This is a genomic window from Frigoribacterium sp. CFBP9030, from assembly GCF_034045195.1.
Taxonomy (GTDB): domain Bacteria; phylum Actinomycetota; class Actinomycetes; order Actinomycetales; family Microbacteriaceae; genus Frigoribacterium.
This window is the reverse complement of the sequence record NZ_JAXCWG010000010.1, coordinates 18,708-33,609: the sequence shown is the minus strand read 5'-3', so window position 1 is coordinate 33,609 and position 14,902 is coordinate 18,708. Positions and strand designations below refer to the sequence as shown.

Here is a 14,902-nt window from a genome sequence, read left to right as displayed (position 1 = left end):
TCAGTGCCCCCCGGACTGGGCCCCCTCGGAGTCGTGGTCGGCGGCGGCGTCGTCGGGGGCCTCGTCGGCGGCGGGCGCCTCGGCGTCGAGCGGCTCGGGAGCCTCGGCCGTGGTGGCGGCCACCTCGGCGGCGGCGTCGTTCCGACCCGCGGTCACCGCACCTCCGGCCCCCTCGGCGGCCCTCTGCAGCTCGGGCAGCAGGGCGCTGACGTCGTCGGACTGGTTCGACAGGACGACGATGTCGACCCGGCGGTTCGCCGCGAGATCGGCCGGCGCGCCCCCGGCGGCCAGCGGACGCGACGAGCCGAACCCGACGGCCTGGATGTGCTCGACCGGCATGCCGCCCCGCTCGACCAGATCGCGCAGCACCTGCGTCGCCCGCGCGGACGAGAGCTCCCAGTTCGTCGCGAACGGCGCCGTCGAGCTGCGCTGATCGGCGTGACCCTCGACCGACACGTCGTGCGCCGAGGTGCTGAGCACCGGCGCGATCGCGTCCATGACCCTCGTCGCCTCGGCGCTCAGGTCGGCGCTGTTCGTGCCGAAGAACGTCTCGGACCCGACCAGCCGCACCGTCAGCCCCCGGGCGTCCGTCGCGAACTGCACGTCGGCGCTGAGGCCCGACCCGTCGAGATTCGCCTCGATGGCCGCCTTGATCGCCGTCAGGTCGTCGAGCTCGCTCTTCGCCAGGGCCTCGGACGTCTCGGTGCCCTCGCCGGTCTCGGCCTCGCCCGACGCCGCGGCCTCGGCCATGTCGGTCTCGTCGCCCGCCGAGTACCCCTCGCCCTCGGGGGTCACCTGGTCGACCGGCACGACGGTGCCCGACGCCGAGTCGATCGCGCCGAGCTCGGTCTGCCCGAAGCCGGTCGCGAGCGAGTTGCGGAGCGCCACGTATTTGTCTTGATCGACCGTCGACATCGCGTACAGCACGATGAACATGCACATGAGCACCGTGATCATGTCCATGTACGAGGCCATCCAGCGCTCATCGGGGTGCTCGTCCTCTTGGACCTTCTTCTTGCGAGCGCCGCGCGACCCGCTCATACCGAGACCCCCCGGTCGCCGGCGTCGACCCTGCTCGTGGCCTTCGCGCCCTTCGCTCCCTGCTCGAGGGCATGCGACGGGACCATCGCCTTGAGGCGTTCGCCGAGGAGGCGCGGCTGGCTTCCCGCCTGCACCGCCAGCACCCCCTCGAGCAGCAGCGTCATGCGGGCCTCGTCGAGATCGGCCAGCTTCTTGAGACGGGCGCCGATGGGCAGCCAGAGGAAGTTGGCGGTGAGCAGACCCCAGAGCGTCGCGACGAACGCGGCGGCGATCATGTGGCCGAGCTCGTCGGGCTGGGCGAGGTTCTCGAGCACGTGCGTCAGGCTGACGACCGTGCCGACGATGCCCACGGTCGGCGCGTACCCGCCGAGGCTCATGAAGAACTTCGAGGCCGTGCGGTCGGCCGCGAGACGCGACTCCATCTCGTCCTCCAGCAGGATCCGCAGCTCCTCGCCGTCGGTGCCGTCGGCGATGTTCTGCAGCGCGCCCTTCATGAAGGGGTCGTCCATCTTCTCGGCCTCGGCCTCGAGCGACAGCAGCCCCTCGCTGCGAGCCTTCTCGGCCAGACCCACGATGCCGTCGATCACCGACTGCGGCGGGATCACCTTGCCGGTGAACGCGCGGGGGATCTTCGTGAAGCTGAGGATCGCGTCACGGATCGTGGTGCCGGCGATGCCGACGCCGATCGTCGCCCCGAACACGAGGATGATCGGCGCGGGCAGCAGCAGACCCATGAGGTTCACGCCCTCGAGCTGGATCATGCCGAACAGCGCACCGAACGCGAGGACGATGCCGATTATGGTCGCGGGATCCACGTCAGCGCCCCGCGGGGGTGGTGGCCGGGGCGGGTTCGTCTGCGGGGGCCGGGCGGAGGTCGCTGAGTCGACCCGCGCCTCCTGAGCCTCGGACGAGCCCGAGCTGCGGACCGGTGCCGCTGCGCGTGCCGAGCGGCTGCACGGACGGCGACGTCGCGTGCGGCTCGTCGTAGGCGATCGCGACGATGCGGGCCCGGTAGCGGGCGATCATCTCGATGACCTCGGACATCGGCTCGGTCACGATGTACTTCGCCCCGTCGACCATGATCAGCGTCGTGTCGGGCGTCTCGTGGATGCGCTCGATGAGGTCTGGATTGACAGCGAATCTGCTGTCGTTGAGTCGCGTGACGACGATCATCGGCCCGTCCTAGGTCTGTGTTCTCCCGCCTCCATCCGTGGGGGCGGGGTGGCCTCCCGTCCTGGGTGGCTACGGGTCACTATCGGCCGGGGGTCGGTGGCCGTTAGGTGCGGCGGGGTGGCGGCATCGAGGTGACCCGTTCGGGGCCTCCGCGGGGCTCGGGGGCCCCGAATGAGTCGCATCGATGCGGTGGCCGAGGAGGCGCGGGGGCTTTCCACAGGGAGGGTTGCGGATATCGGTCGATAGGCTGACGTTCGCTATCGTTACGGCTGGCCACGCGGCGACAGCGCCGCCCGACGAAAGCGACGCACTTGGATCCCCTCCGCCCCTCCCCCTCGCCAGCATCCCCCCTCGCCCTCGGTTCGGAGCCCGTCGTCCACCGACCCGCATGGTCGTCGTTCGGGCGCCGGGCGAAGAGGACGCTGATCCCGCTCGCCCTCCTCCTCGTGCTCGTCACGGCTCGCGTGGGGCCCAGCACGCTGATCGTGCTCGCCGTCGGCGTCGCGATCGTCGCCCCCACCCTCATCGTCTTCGTCCGCACCGCCACGGTGACCGTGACGGCCGACCGCCTGACCTACCGCCGCCTCGGGCGCGAGAGCACCGTGCTGCTCGACGGAACGCAGCGCGGCATCCACTGCCGCCTGAAGCAGGGCCTCGAAGAGCTCGAGTACGTCGGCGTGCGCGACTCGTCCGGCAGCCTGGTCGGCCTGACCGAGGCGTACTTCGCACCCGAAGCGCTGGCCGACGTGGCGCGACGGGTCGGTGCGGATGCGACTCCGCTGCGGCAGACCATGACGGGGCCTCAGGCCGAAGCGGAGAGGCCGGGCACCGTGACGTTCACGCTCCGCCGGCCTGGTGTCACGGGACTCCTCGTGCTCGTCGCGACGGCGATCGTGGTGGTGCCCCTGGTGCTGGCGACCGCCGCGTGAGCGTGCTCGCATCGAAGTGACCCGTTCGGTGCCCTCGGGGGGAGGGAGGGAGGGCGGGGCGGCATCGAAGTGACTCGTTCGGGGCCTTCGCGAGGTGGGAGGGCCCCGGACGGGTCACTTCGATGCGCGGGGTGGGTGCCGGCGACACGAGCGCGTAACACCGGGCTGGCAGGATGCTCCGGTGACCGATACCCCCGCGAACGACGGCACGCGCGACGCCACCCCTGTCGCCCGGCCCTCCTCCCCCACCACCGCCTCCCCCTCGACCGGCTCGACCGACACGGCTGCCACGAACGGCCCGGACGGCTCGCCCGCCTACTCGACGCCCGACTCGACCGGCTCGCCCGTCTACTCGACGCCCGACTCGACCGGGCTGGACGCCGCGCTGTCGCCCGACACGGCGACCCCGCTCGTCGACGACCCGGCCCTGACCGAGAACATCGCGACCGTCGATGCCAACCGGCACACCCTCGTCGAGAACGTGATGGGCGTCGTGACCGGGGTGTTCCTCGCCTCGTTCGGGCTGTATCTGCTCAAGGAGAGCGGGTCGGTGTCCGGCGGCACCGCCGGGCTGGCGCTGCTGCTCAGCTACGCCACTCACATCTCGTTCGGCGTGCTGTTCTTCGCCGTCAACATCCCGTTCTTCGCCCTCGCCCTGTGGAAGAAGGGCCTCGCCTTCACCCTCCGCACGACCCTGACCGTCGCCCTCGTCTCGGCGTTCTCGTACCTGCACCCCCTCGCCTTCCGGATCGACAGCCTCAACCCGGTCTACGGCACCCTCGGCGGCAACCTGATCGTCGGCGTCGGTCTGCTCATCCTCTTCCGCCACGGTGCGAGCCTCGGCGGCATCAACATCCTCGCCCTCGTGCTGCAGGAGCGACTCGGCTGGCGGGCCGGATACGTCCAGATGGCCGTCGACGTCGTCATCGTCGCCCTGTCGCTGATCGTCGCGTCGCCCTGGGTCGTACTGCTCTCGGCTCTCGGCGCGGTCGTGCTGAACCTCGTGCTCGCCCTCAACCACAAGCAGGGGCGGTACCTGGGCCGCACCTGAGCCGCCGAGCTCGACCGGCCGGCCTCAACGCCCCGAGCGCATCAGTCCGAGCGCATCACCCCGGTCACGTCAGGCCGAGCGACCTCAGCACGGTGTCCATCCACTGCACGACCACGTCGCGCTGCAGGGCCGCGGCGATGGCGATCGTCAGCTGGAGCAGCGCCATCACGTTGGCCAAGGCGATCCGCGGCACCGTGGTCGACGGCGGCACGAGGGCGATCGCGGCCAGGGTCACGAGCACGAAGGTGTTGCCCGCCGAGTTCATCGGGACCGTGCCGATCACGAATCCGAGCAGCACCGCCGCCAGCAGGAGCGTCCCGACCACACCTCCCGCGAGGCGCCGCACCACGGTGGTCATCAACCATGCGCTGGCCACGGGTGCGAGCAGCAGCAGGCCGAACGGCGTCGTGAACAGCGACCAGAAGATCGGCCAGCGCGAGGCGTCGTAGTCGAGCACGCTGCGGAACGCCCCGAGGGGGTCGCCGCCGAAGCTCCACTGCACGAACATCAGGGCGGCGAGCGCCGACAGCGTCGGGAACACCAGCACCAGCGCATGCGCCCGGTGCACGCCGACCTGATGCCGCCCGTGCGTCAGGAACGGCACCGTCAGCACCGCGGCCGTCGCGTAGAGCAGCCCGTTGGGGTCGGTGAGTGTCGCGAGCATCAGCAGGATGCCGGCCCGGAACCCGGACTGCGTGTTGCGGTACGTCACGAACCGGACGACGTCGGTCATCGCGAGCCCGAAGAACGCGATGCCGAGGAACGCCGGCAGGTTCTCGGTCGCCAGGAAGAAGAACAGCGGGTTCGCGACGAGGGCGAGCGTCAGCGCCGTGACGGTCGACGCGTGGAAGCCCCGCTGCACCATCAGCTCGATCATCGCGTGCACGACGACGCCGGCGCAGAGGGCTCCCACGATCGACAGGCCGAACGCGCCTCCCGGGGTGATCGCCGCGACCACACCCGTGATGGGCGGGAACGTGTCGCCCAGCCAGGCGGCCCCCGACCCCGTCCAGTCGACGGTCGCGGTCCGGGCCACGAGCAGGACGTTCGCCGACACGGATTCGGACACTCCCCCGACCTCGAGCAGCACCGCGACGATCACGAAGGGCGCCGCCAGCAGCAGCCGCATCGCGGTGCGCCCGGCGAGGGTGCGCGGGAACGCCGAGTGCGTCATGCCGGCGAGCACCGACGCGAGACGGCGCTCCTGGACGAGCTCGCGCAACGCGAGCGCGCGGGCCGTGCCGCGCGGTCGCCCGACCGATGCCTCAGGAGGCGCGGGTCGCTGCACCGGGACCGGTCGCTGCAGCGGGACGGATCGCTGCTGCGGCTCAGGTCGTTGCTGCGGCACGGGTCGCTGCTGCGGGGCGGGTCGCCGCAGCGGCGGCAGCGTCAGCCCGAGGTCCACCGAGGAGGCGCGGGTCGGGGCGGCGGTCGCGACCGCCTCGGCGACCGGAGCGACCCCGTCTGCCGTCGCCGCGCCTCCTGCGGGTCCCGTGCCGTGCTCGTCGGCCTCAGGACGAGTGCGTGGTGAGGCCATGCTCGGTCTTCTCCCAGTAGTGCGGTCGGGTCAGCAGCTGGGCCAGCGCCTTGTACGACGCGACGGAGTGGAGGATCCAGTAGACGGGGTTGAGCAGCGCCCAGTGGATCAGGTGGAAGGTGCCCCGCTTGTAGGGGCCCATCATCGAGAGGTAGACCATGATCCCGTTGCCGATGACGAAGTTGAACAGGCAGATCCAGAGCACCCAGGCGGGGAACACCGCCGCGAGCCACTCCGACGGCAGCAGCAGCGCGACGACGGTGCCGATGTACGAGGGCAGCACGCCCAGGAACGTCGCCGGGGTGCCGCCGATCAGCAGCGCGAACGACGCGAAGCGGACGAGCCCGATCTGACGGATCAGCCGCAGCGGCCGGCGCGCGTGCACGAGCGTGGTCTGCATGTAGCCCTTGATCCACCGGCTGCGCTGACGCACGAAGTTCGGGATGGAGGTGTTGGCCTCCTCCATCGTCGTCGAGTTGATGACGCCCACGCGGTAGCCGAGGGCGCTCGCGCGGATGCCCAGGTCGGCGTCTTCGGTGACGTTGTACGGGTCCCAGCCGCCGAGCCCGACGAGAGCCTCGGTGCGGAAGTGGTTCGACGTGCCGCCGAGCGGGATGGGCAGGTCGGCGTGGTCGAGCCCGGCCAGCATGTAGTCGAACCAGTAGCTGTACTCGAGCGTGAACATGCGGGTCAGCGCGTTCTCGGTGGCGTTGAAGTAGTTCAGCGCCGCCTGGACGCAGACGGTGCGCTCGCCGCCGCGCTCGAAGGCGATGACGGCCTTCTTCAGCTGATCGGGGTCGGGGGTGTCCTCCGCGTCGTAGATCACGAGGAACTCGCCCGACGCGAGATAGAGACCGACGTTGCAGGCGCGCGGCTTCGTCTGCGGGTGCCCCTTCGGCACGGTGACGACGTGGAAGTGCGCCGGCGGGTCGGCGGCGGCGATCGCGTCGCGGGTGGCGTCGTCCTCCTCCTCGATGAGGATGAGCACCTCGAGCTTCTCGAGCGGGTAGTCGAGCCCGCCGAGGTTGTCGATCAGCTGCGCCACGATGTTCGCCTCACGGAACACCGGCACGAGCACGGTGTACCGCGGCAGGTCGGCGTCGTCGAGCGCGGCGACCTCGGCGTCGGTGATCCGCTCGACCACGTCGAACCGGGCGCCCCGCATCGCGACGACGAACTTGAAGCCGGTGCCGAGGAGGAACACCACGCTGACGATCGCGATCAGCGTGCTGGCCAGGACGGCCGGAGCGAGCACGGCCGCCGCGAGCATCACGACCCCGAGCACCGCCCCGCCGATCTTCTGACCGCGCGAGAACACCACGCGGGCCGAGAGCGCCGGGTTCGCCCGGTACAGGTCGTTGGCCGCGCTGTCGGCGACGATGTCGTCGAAGACCCGCAGCGTCGCGTCCTTGATGCCCCAGGTCGAGGCCACCCGGAACTCCACGGGGGCGCCGAGCTCGGCCTCGAGATCCGCCTGCCGGTCGGGGGTCGGACGCCGCGCCGTCGCGACCAGCACGCTGCCGTCTCGACGCCGGTGCACGGGCATCCAGTCTTCGGCGATGTACCGCTGCCCCGAACCCGACCGCACGAGGTCGCGGTCGAAGCGGGCCGTCTCGGTGTCGAGGGTGTCGAGGGTGTCGGCGGTGTCGGCGGTGTCGGCGGTGTCGGCTTCTTCGGCGGTGTCGAGCGGCGGATCCGTGCGGTCGGCGTCGCTCGTCGACGGGCGGGTCGGGTCGGGGGCCATGCCCTCAGCGTGTCCTCGGAAATGAGGACACGGCACCCCCCGATGAGGCCGCCCGCCCCGTTGTGACCAGAACTGGGGTCCGCGACGGGGCCCGAGGAGGCGCGGGCTGGCCGCGGAGCGAATGTCGCGTCGCCGAGGCGGTCGCCCTGGTGCCGGAGCCGACCCCCGTTGCGGGGCCGGCACCCATGCCGGAGCCGACCCCCGTTGCGGGGCCGGCACCGGCTCACGGGTCAGCGCTTGAGGTTCGTCAGCTCCTGCAGCACCTCGTCGGAGGTGGTGATGATGCGGGCGTTCGCCTGGAAGCCGCGCTGCGCGACGATCAGGTTGGTGAACTCCTGCGACAGGTCGACGTTGCTCATCTCGAGCGTGCCGCTGGCGAGCGAGCCGACTCCGGGCGAGCCGGGAGCGCCGATGCGAGCGTCGCCCGAGTTCGCCGTCGCGCGGTAGCCCGACCCGCCGGCCTTCTCGAGACCGCCGGCGTTGGCGAACGTGGCGAGCGCGATGCGACCGACGGCCAGCGACTCGCCGTTGCTGAACTGGCCGACGAGCGTGCCGTCCTTCGAGAGCGAGAAGCCCTGCAGCGTGCCGGCCTCCCGGCCGTTCTGGTCGGTGACGCCGACGGTGTTGAGCGCGGCGAAGCCGGTGATGCCGCCGAGGGCGACGGAGACGCCGCCGACGGTGAGCGCCGTGTTGCCGGTCGAGCCGCCGGTCGCCGTGAAACCGAGCGTCGCCGTGCCCCGAGCCGTGCCGTTCTGGCCCTCGACGGCCCAGCCCTGCGCGGTGCGCGTGAAGGTCAGCGAGAGGGTGCTCTCGTTGCCGGCCGCGTCGTAGACCTTCGTGTCGCGACGGACGACGCCGCCGATCGCGGTGTCGGAGGGCAGGTTGCCGCCGAGGGTCGCCGTCGTCGTCTGGACGGCGGGTGCGGCGCCGTTCAGGGGCAGCGTGATGTCGCCCACCGCACCTCCTTCGTTCACGACGCCGTTCGTGGCCGAGTAGCCCTGGACGAGCTTGCCGTCGGCCGAGGTCAGACGCCCCTGGGCGTCGAAGTCGAACGACCCGGCGCGCGTGTAGACGGTGTCGTTGCCGAGCCGCGTGACGAAGAATCCGTCACCCGAGATCATCAGGTCGGTGGCCTTGCCGGTGGCCTGCGCCGAGCCCTGCGCGAAGTTCGTCGAGATGCCCGCGACCTGCACGCCGAGACCGACCTGCGCCGGGTTGGTGCCGCCGACGCCGGTCTGCGGGCCGCCGGCGCCCTGGGTCATCTGCGACAGCGTGTCCTGGAACTGCGTGGTCGACGCCTTGAAGCCCGAGGTGTTGACGTTGGCGATGTTGTTGCCCGTGACGTCGAGCATGGTCTGGTGCGAGCGGAGGCCGGAGATGCCGGAGTAGAGCGAGCGGAGCATGAGTGCTGCCTTTCGAGAGGAGAAGAGGGGGTCGAGAGCGTGAGGGGGGCCGAGCGCGTGAGGCGGGCCGAGGGCGTGAAGCGGGTCAGGGCGTGAGGCGGGTCAGGGCGAGGTCGTCGCGGAGATGCCGGAGATGAGATCCAACGCGACCTCCTTCCCGGCGACCGTGACCCGGGGGACGGCGTCGGCGAACGAGACGCTGGTCGCCGTGCCGGTGACCGGCTTGCCGTCGGCGCCCGTGTAGCTGACCTCGCGACCGACGAGGTTCGACGCGGCGATGCGCATCTGCAGCGAGAAACCCTCGGTGGCCGTCGTGGTCTGGTTGGTGATCTGCTCCATCATCGCGAGCTGGGTCGTCTGGCCGATCATGGCGTTCGTGTCCATCGGCGACGACGGATCCTGGTTCTTGAGCTGCGAGACGAGCAGCTGCATGAACATCTCGCTGTCCATGCTCTGCTTCGGGGTGCGCGACGCGGCGTTCGAGTTGGCGAGGGCCGCGGCGGCGCTCGCGGCGTCGACGCTTCCGCTGATCTGGTCGATCGAGGGCATGTCGGAGTCCGTTCAGGCCAGGACGTCGAGGGACGTCGAGAGGAGGGAGGTGCGGGTCGGGTCGACCGCGGCGGTCGGGTCGAGGGCGTCGACCGGGTCGAGGGCGTCGACCGCGGGGCGGCGGGTGCCGGGGGCGGGTGTCTGGCCGGGCTGGCCGGGGGTGCCCGATCGACCGGGCTGGCCGGGGTCGCCGGGCTGGCTCGATTGGCCGGACTGGCCGGGCTGCGCCCCGGTGCTCTGGGTGCGCGCGTCGGAGGGCTGGTTCTGGCTCGACAGGTCGATGCCGACCTGAAGACCCGCGCCTCCCATGTCGCGTCGGAGATCGGGGATGATCGCCCGCACGGCGTCGCGCGCCGCGTCGGAGCCGGCGAACATCTCGACCTGCATCCCGGCGGACGACACGTGGGCTCGCACCGTGACGGGGCCGAGCGCCTCGGGGGCGACGGTCACCGTCACCGTGTGGGTGCCGCGGCCTGCCGAGGCGAGCGAGAACAGGGGGCGGGCGAGCTGCTGGCCGAGCGGGGCGGGTGTCTGCGGGGCGGCGGGGGTCTGCGCCGGAGCGGTCGCCGTGCCGGGCCCGGGCATCGCCGGCGCGGGCATCGCGGAGGGGAGCGCCGGAGGCAGGGCGGCGGCCTGCGCGGACCCGGTCGCAGTCGCAGGCGCGGGCGTGGAGGAGGCAGGAGGTGCGACTTCCGACGAGTCCGCAGCCGCCGTGAGCGACACGGGTGCGCCGAGCGACGGGGAGGGAGATGCGTCGGCGGGGGCGGGCGTCGTCATCGGTGCGGCGCTGGGCGGCGTCGCGGGTGCGGCGGCGGACGGCGTCGCGGGTGCGGTGGCAGGCGGCGTCGCGGGTGCGGCGGCAGGCGAGGTCGACGCCCCGAGTGCTGCAGGGCCCGCGACGGGGTCGGTGGTCGACGAGACCGAGGTCGGGGCCGGGGCCGGGGCCGAAGGTGCGCTCGCGTCGGCTATTACGCCTGCATGCGTAGCGGCCCCGGCGAGAGGAAGCGCGGCGACGGAGGCAGTCGGAGCGGTGGCGACCGCGGCGAGCGCTCCCGGGGCAAGGGTGCCGGCGAGATCCGCTGTTACGCCTGCTTGCGTAATAGCCGACATCGAGGATGTTCCCGGAGCGGGCGACGCGGACACGAGGGCAGCTGCCGGGGCCGCGGCGGGCGCTCCGGGAGCCGAGGTGTCGGTGAGATCAGCTACTACGCCTGCATGCGTACTGGCCGATGTTGATGTCGATGATGCTCCCGGCGCGGGCGGCGCAGACACGAGGGCAGCTGCCGAAACCGCGGTGGGTGCGGCGCCCGCGGGCGGAGGCGTTACGCCTTCATACGTAATAGCCGAAGTCGGCGATGCTCCCGGCACGGACGGCGCAGACACGAGGGAAGCTGCCGAAACCGCGGTGGGTGCGGCGCCCGCGGGCGGAGGCATTACGCCTGCATACGTAATAGCCGAAGTCGACGATGCTTCCGGCACGGACGGCGCAGACACGAGGGCAGCGGGCAAGACCGCGGCGGGGGCGGCGGCGGGGGCGGGGGCGGGGGCGGGGGCGGGGACGACGGTCGGTGGGATCGACGGGGTAGGCACGGCGAGGTCTGGAGCCGGGGCGTCGGGGGTCGCGCCGTCCGGGCGGCGGGGACTGGCGACGTCCGGGCGGTCGGGGGTCGCGCCTCCTCGGGTCGTTCCGGCGGAGGGCGCGTCGGATGACGAGGCACCGGCAGCTTCAGCGGCACCCGCAGCACCGGCCGAGAGCATCGCCGCTCCGAACACGACGTCGGTCGCCCGGCCCGCGGCGGAGACTCCGGCGCGCGCACGACTCGACGCCGCACCATCGGCCGGTGCCGCGACGAACGGCAGGGTGCGCAGACCGCTCACGAGGCACCCCCAGCCCGCATGAGCTGCTGCAGCGCCGCGGTCGTCATGTCGGTCCCGGCGAACGCCGCCGCACCGGACCCCGCCGCACCGACCCCCGCGGCTCCGGCCGACACCGCACCCGCCGCCCCGGTCGCCGGGACGACGCGACGGATCGTCGACAGGTCGGCGTCGCTGTACCAGTTGTCGACGATCTGGACGTCCTTGCCGGGGCGAGGCGCGTGCAGCACCTTGCCGTCCCCGACGTAGATCACGATGTGCCCCTCGCCCTTCGCCACGAGCAGGTCGCCCGGCCGCGCATCGGCGAGCGAGCCGACCTCCGCACCCATCCGCGCCTGGTCGGGCACGACGCGCGGCATCGCGACACCGAGCTCCTTGAACACGGTCTGCACGAGACCCGAGCAGTCCATCCCGCTGCGGTCCTCTCCCCCGAAGACGTACGGCACCCCGAGGTACTTCTCGGCACCCGAGACCACATCGGCCCCGGAGGCCCCGCTGCCCGACGCGACGGCTCCCTTCACGGCATCGACGGAGGCGGTGGTCGCCCCAGCCGCCCCGGCACCCGTCGCCGACGGACCCGCCGCACCCGCACCCGTCAGACCGAGAGCGGCCGCGGCCGCCGCAGCCGACCCCGCGGAGCCGAGCGTCGAACCGGTCGCCGACAGCGCCGACGCGAACGCCGACGCCGACGCGGCCCGATCGGCCGACGACCCGGAGGCGCCGGTCGCGTCGATCAGACCCGCACGGCCCGCACGGACCTGCTCCAGCTGCGATCTGATGTCGTCGATCCGGGACAGGACCTCGCTCACGGGACTCATGTCGCGCCTCCTCGGCTCTGCGATGCGATCTCGTCGAGCACGGTCTGCTCGGCCCGGAGATCGTCGGCGGCGGTCGTCGCGGCGTGCTGCGCCTCGAGCTTCTCGAGCGCCAGGGCGGCACGGCGCGCCTCGTTGAAGGCCCGCTGCGCCTCGTCGGCCTCAGCACGACGACGCTCGGCGACGGCGTCGAGCTCGGAGAGCATCCCCCGCGTCGACGCCCGCGAGGCCGCGATCGCACTGAGCATCGCGGCGTCGGAGACCTCGACCGGACCGTCGTCGAGGGTGCGACGCGCCGCCATGCGACGATCGGACGCCTCGCGCAGCCGCTCGTTCGCATCGGCCAACGTGGCCGCCGCCTGACCCTGCTGGGCATGACGCAGTCGGAGCAGCCCGATCAGCGAGAAGACGCGCGCCATCAGGCACCCCCGAGCCGGGAGGTCAGCTGCGCGAGGCGGTTCCACGAGTCGGCCGACGTAGACCGCTCGTCCATGCCCTGCTGCAGGAACGCGTCGATGGCCGACTGGTTGTCGACGGCCGCATCGACCAGCGGGTTCGCCCCGCGCTGATAGGCGCCGACGTCGAGCAGATCCTGAGCGGCCCGACGCGCGGCCATCACCTTGCGCAGCACCGTCGCGGCGGCGCGCTGCGGCGGACTCGTCACCTTCGACGCCACGCGCGACACCGAGCCGAGCGCGTCGACCGACGGGAAGTGCCCGGTCACGGCCAGCTTCCGGTCGAGCACGACATGGCCGTCGAGGATGCTGCGGGCCGCGTCGGCGATCGGCTCGTTGTGGTCGTCGCCGTCGACCAGCACCGTGTACATGCCCGTCACCGACCCGACCCGATCGGTGCCGGCGCGCTCGAGCAGCCCCGCGAGCACCGAGAACGTCGACGGCGGGTAGCCGCGCGTCGCCGGGGGCTCGCCCACCGACAGCCCGATCTCGCGCTGCGCCATCGCGACGCGCGTCAGCGAGTCCATCATCAGCATCACGTCGGAGCCCGCGTCACGGAACGACTCGGCGATGCGCGTCGCGACGAAGGCCGCGCGCAGACGCATGAGGGCCGGCTCGTCGCTGGTCGAGACGACGACGATCGAGCGGGCGAGACCCTCGGGGCCGAGGTCGTCCTCGAGGAACTCGCGCACCTCCCTGCCGCGCTCGCCGACGAGGGCGATCACGCTGACCTCGGCGTCGGAGCCGCGCGCGATCATCGACAGCAGCGACGACTTGCCGACGCCCGACCCGGCGAACAGCCCCACGCGCTGACCTCGGCCCACGGTCGTCAGGGTGTCGAGCACGCGGACGCCGAGCTGCAGCGGCGTGTCGATGCGCGCCCGGTGCATCGCGGAGGGGGTCGCGTGGTCGAGCGGCACGAGATCGACGGGGCCGCCGCCGAGGCCGACCAGCGGACCCCTTCCGTCGATCGGACGACCGAGGCCGTCGAGCACGCGGCCGAACAGCCCGGCACCGGTCGGGACGAGCAGCGGGCGCCCGGTCGAGCGCGCCGGAGTGCCCGAGGTGATCCCGGCGAGCCTGCCGAGCGGCATGCAGCGGACGCCGTCGGGCGTCGTCGCGACGACCTCGGCGAGGTTCGAACCGTCGGTCGCGTCGCCGACGCTGACGATGTCGCCGACCGCGGCGTCGAGACCGACGATCGTGATGCCGAGACCGACGGCGGTGCTGACCCGGCCGACGCGCTGCGGGCGGGCGGCGGCGCGGGCGGCCGCGACGCGGGTCTGCGCGACGCGGGCCTGGGCGACTCGGGCAGGGGCGGGGGCGACGCGGGCGGGTGCGGGTGCGACGCGGGCGACGGGGGCGCTCGCCAGGGCGGTCGGCGCGGTCACGAGGCCGCTCCGGTCGTGGACGTCGGGGTGTCCGCGGGCGCGCCCAGCAGGGCCTGTCGCGCGCGGGCGAGCGCCGTGTCGAGACGGGCGTCGATCAGCCCGGCCGGCAGATCGGCCTCGGCGTCGCCCCGTCCGAGCGACGGATCCGCGGCGAAGACGACCCCCGGAGCCGAGGAGGCGCGGGTCGATTCGTCGAGGAGCGCCAGATCGAGCGGGTGCAGCCGGAGGGTGGTCACGACGCTCCCGTCCGCTCCGGCGAGGGCGCGCGCGACGGCGGCCCGGGCGGTGCGTCCGGCGCGGGGATCGGGGTCTCCGGGGCTCGCGGGCTCGTCCACCGACGGCTCGTCCGTCGAAGCATCGTCCGTCGACGGGTCGTCCGCCGTTGACGCGTCCGCCGCGGGCGCGTCCGCCGAGGGCTCGGAGGCTCGGACTTCGTAGCCGACCACCGCCTCCGCGAGGTCGAATGCGGTGGCGACCAGCATCTCCTCGGCGTCGGAGACCGACTGGACCACGCGGGCGTCCAGCGCCCTCGCGGCCGTGACCAGGATGTCCGCCGCGGCGATGCCGTGCGCCATCAACCGCTCGTGCAGCTCGGCGTGCTCGGCCTCGAGGGCGGCACGGCGCGCGGCGAGTTCGAGCTCGGCGGCGCGGAGACCCGCGGCGTACCCGGCGGCGTGGCCCCGGGCCTCGGCGCGCACGTCGTCGGCGTCGCGGGCGGCGGCGCGGTCGGACCCCGGACCGGCGATGGTCGGATACACGACACGCGCGACGGAGCCCGGCGCGGAGGCCGGGGGGTCTATCACGGAATCGAGCATCACGGGCCGTTCGGCGTTCGAGGACGACGGCCGATCCGTGGCCGGGGTGAGGTGAGCGATCCGTGCTCAGCTGCGACTCTCGACCGCGGGCGGGCCGGCGTTAGGAGCAGCCCCGAAGGGGGGC

The 14,902-nt window shown here is 72.7% G+C and carries 14 protein-coding genes; 2 read left to right on the top strand and 12 right to left on the bottom strand.

Features of this window, described 5'->3' with window-relative positions:
* Genes SOM13_RS11365 through SOM13_RS11355 form a run of 3 tightly spaced genes read right to left on the bottom strand, consistent with a single transcriptional unit; the run spans nt 1 to nt 2,214 of the window.
* The gene (locus tag SOM13_RS11365) at nt 1-1,041 is read right to left on the bottom strand and encodes a flagellar motor protein MotB (protein ID WP_320479785.1); all 1,041 of its coding nucleotides are present in this window, start codon (nt 1,039-1,041) and stop codon (nt 1-3) included.
* Nucleotides 1,038-1,856 carry a motility protein A gene (locus SOM13_RS11360; RefSeq protein WP_192061011.1) on the bottom strand — a complete coding sequence of 273 codons (819 nt, stop codon included), beginning with the start codon at nt 1,854-1,856 and terminating at the stop codon, nt 1,038-1,040. Before SOM13_RS11360 ends, SOM13_RS11365 begins: the two co-directional genes overlap by 4 nt.
* A 1-nt stretch (nt 1,857) precedes the next feature.
* Entirely contained in the window at nt 1,858-2,214 is a 357-nt protein-coding gene (locus SOM13_RS11355) for a flagellar FlbD family protein (RefSeq protein ID WP_192061010.1), read from the bottom strand.
* Nucleotides 2,215-2,525: 311 nt separating this feature from the next.
* On the opposite strand from SOM13_RS11355, the gene SOM13_RS11350 reads away from it, so the two are divergent.
* Both SOM13_RS11350 and SOM13_RS11345 read left to right on the top strand, forming a co-directional pair.
* Complete coding sequence (locus tag SOM13_RS11350; RefSeq protein WP_320479784.1) at nt 2,526-3,143, top strand: hypothetical protein; 618 nt, start codon at nt 2,526-2,528, stop codon at nt 3,141-3,143.
* A gap of 181 nt (nt 3,144-3,324) precedes the next feature.
* Nucleotides 3,325-4,194 (top strand): YitT family protein, encoded by an 870-nt coding sequence (locus tag SOM13_RS11345; RefSeq protein ID WP_320479783.1) that lies wholly within the window; start codon nt 3,325-3,327, stop codon nt 4,192-4,194.
* A gap of 64 nt (nt 4,195-4,258) precedes the next feature.
* Here SOM13_RS11345 and SOM13_RS11340 read toward each other — a convergent pair whose 3' ends face one another.
* The 9 genes from SOM13_RS11340 to SOM13_RS11300 form a co-directional block, all read right to left on the bottom strand.
* Nucleotides 4,259-5,731, bottom strand: a complete 1,473-nt coding sequence (locus SOM13_RS11340) for a hypothetical protein (RefSeq protein WP_320479782.1) — start codon at nt 5,729-5,731, stop codon at nt 4,259-4,261.
* On the bottom strand, nt 5,706-7,475 hold the full coding sequence (locus SOM13_RS11335; protein WP_320479781.1) for a glycosyltransferase: 1,770 nt from the start codon (nt 7,473-7,475) through the stop codon (nt 5,706-5,708). Before SOM13_RS11335 ends, SOM13_RS11340 begins: the two co-directional genes overlap by 26 nt.
* Nucleotides 7,476-7,705: 230 nt before the next feature.
* Complete coding sequence (locus SOM13_RS11330; protein ID WP_320479780.1) at nt 7,706-8,878, bottom strand: flagellar hook protein FlgE; 1,173 nt, start codon at nt 8,876-8,878, stop codon at nt 7,706-7,708.
* A 102-nt stretch (nt 8,879-8,980) separates the two neighbouring features.
* Nucleotides 8,981-9,427 carry a flagellar hook assembly protein FlgD gene (locus SOM13_RS11325; protein WP_243215751.1) on the bottom strand — a complete coding sequence of 149 codons (447 nt, stop codon included), beginning with the start codon at nt 9,425-9,427 and terminating at the stop codon, nt 8,981-8,983.
* Between the two features lie 12 nt (nt 9,428-9,439).
* Complete coding sequence (locus tag SOM13_RS11320; protein WP_320479779.1) at nt 9,440-10,204, bottom strand: flagellar hook-length control protein FliK; 765 nt, start codon at nt 10,202-10,204, stop codon at nt 9,440-9,442.
* Nucleotides 10,205-11,301: 1,097 nt separating this feature from the next.
* Complete coding sequence (locus SOM13_RS11315) at nt 11,302-12,120, bottom strand: C40 family peptidase (RefSeq protein ID WP_320479778.1); 819 nt, start codon at nt 12,118-12,120, stop codon at nt 11,302-11,304.
* Nucleotides 12,117-12,536, bottom strand: a complete 420-nt coding sequence (locus tag SOM13_RS11310) for a hypothetical protein (RefSeq protein ID WP_192061002.1) — start codon at nt 12,534-12,536, stop codon at nt 12,117-12,119. The genes SOM13_RS11315 and SOM13_RS11310 overlap by 4 nt, the downstream gene beginning before the upstream one ends.
* Nucleotides 12,536-13,963 (bottom strand): FliI/YscN family ATPase, encoded by a 1,428-nt coding sequence (locus SOM13_RS11305; protein ID WP_320479777.1) that lies wholly within the window; start codon nt 13,961-13,963, stop codon nt 12,536-12,538. Before SOM13_RS11305 ends, SOM13_RS11310 begins: the two co-directional genes overlap by 1 nt.
* Nucleotides 13,960-14,766 carry a hypothetical protein gene (locus SOM13_RS11300; protein ID WP_320479776.1) on the bottom strand — a complete coding sequence of 269 codons (807 nt, stop codon included), beginning with the start codon at nt 14,764-14,766 and terminating at the stop codon, nt 13,960-13,962. Before SOM13_RS11300 ends, SOM13_RS11305 begins: the two co-directional genes overlap by 4 nt.
* Between the last annotated feature and the right edge of the window lie 136 nt (nt 14,767-14,902).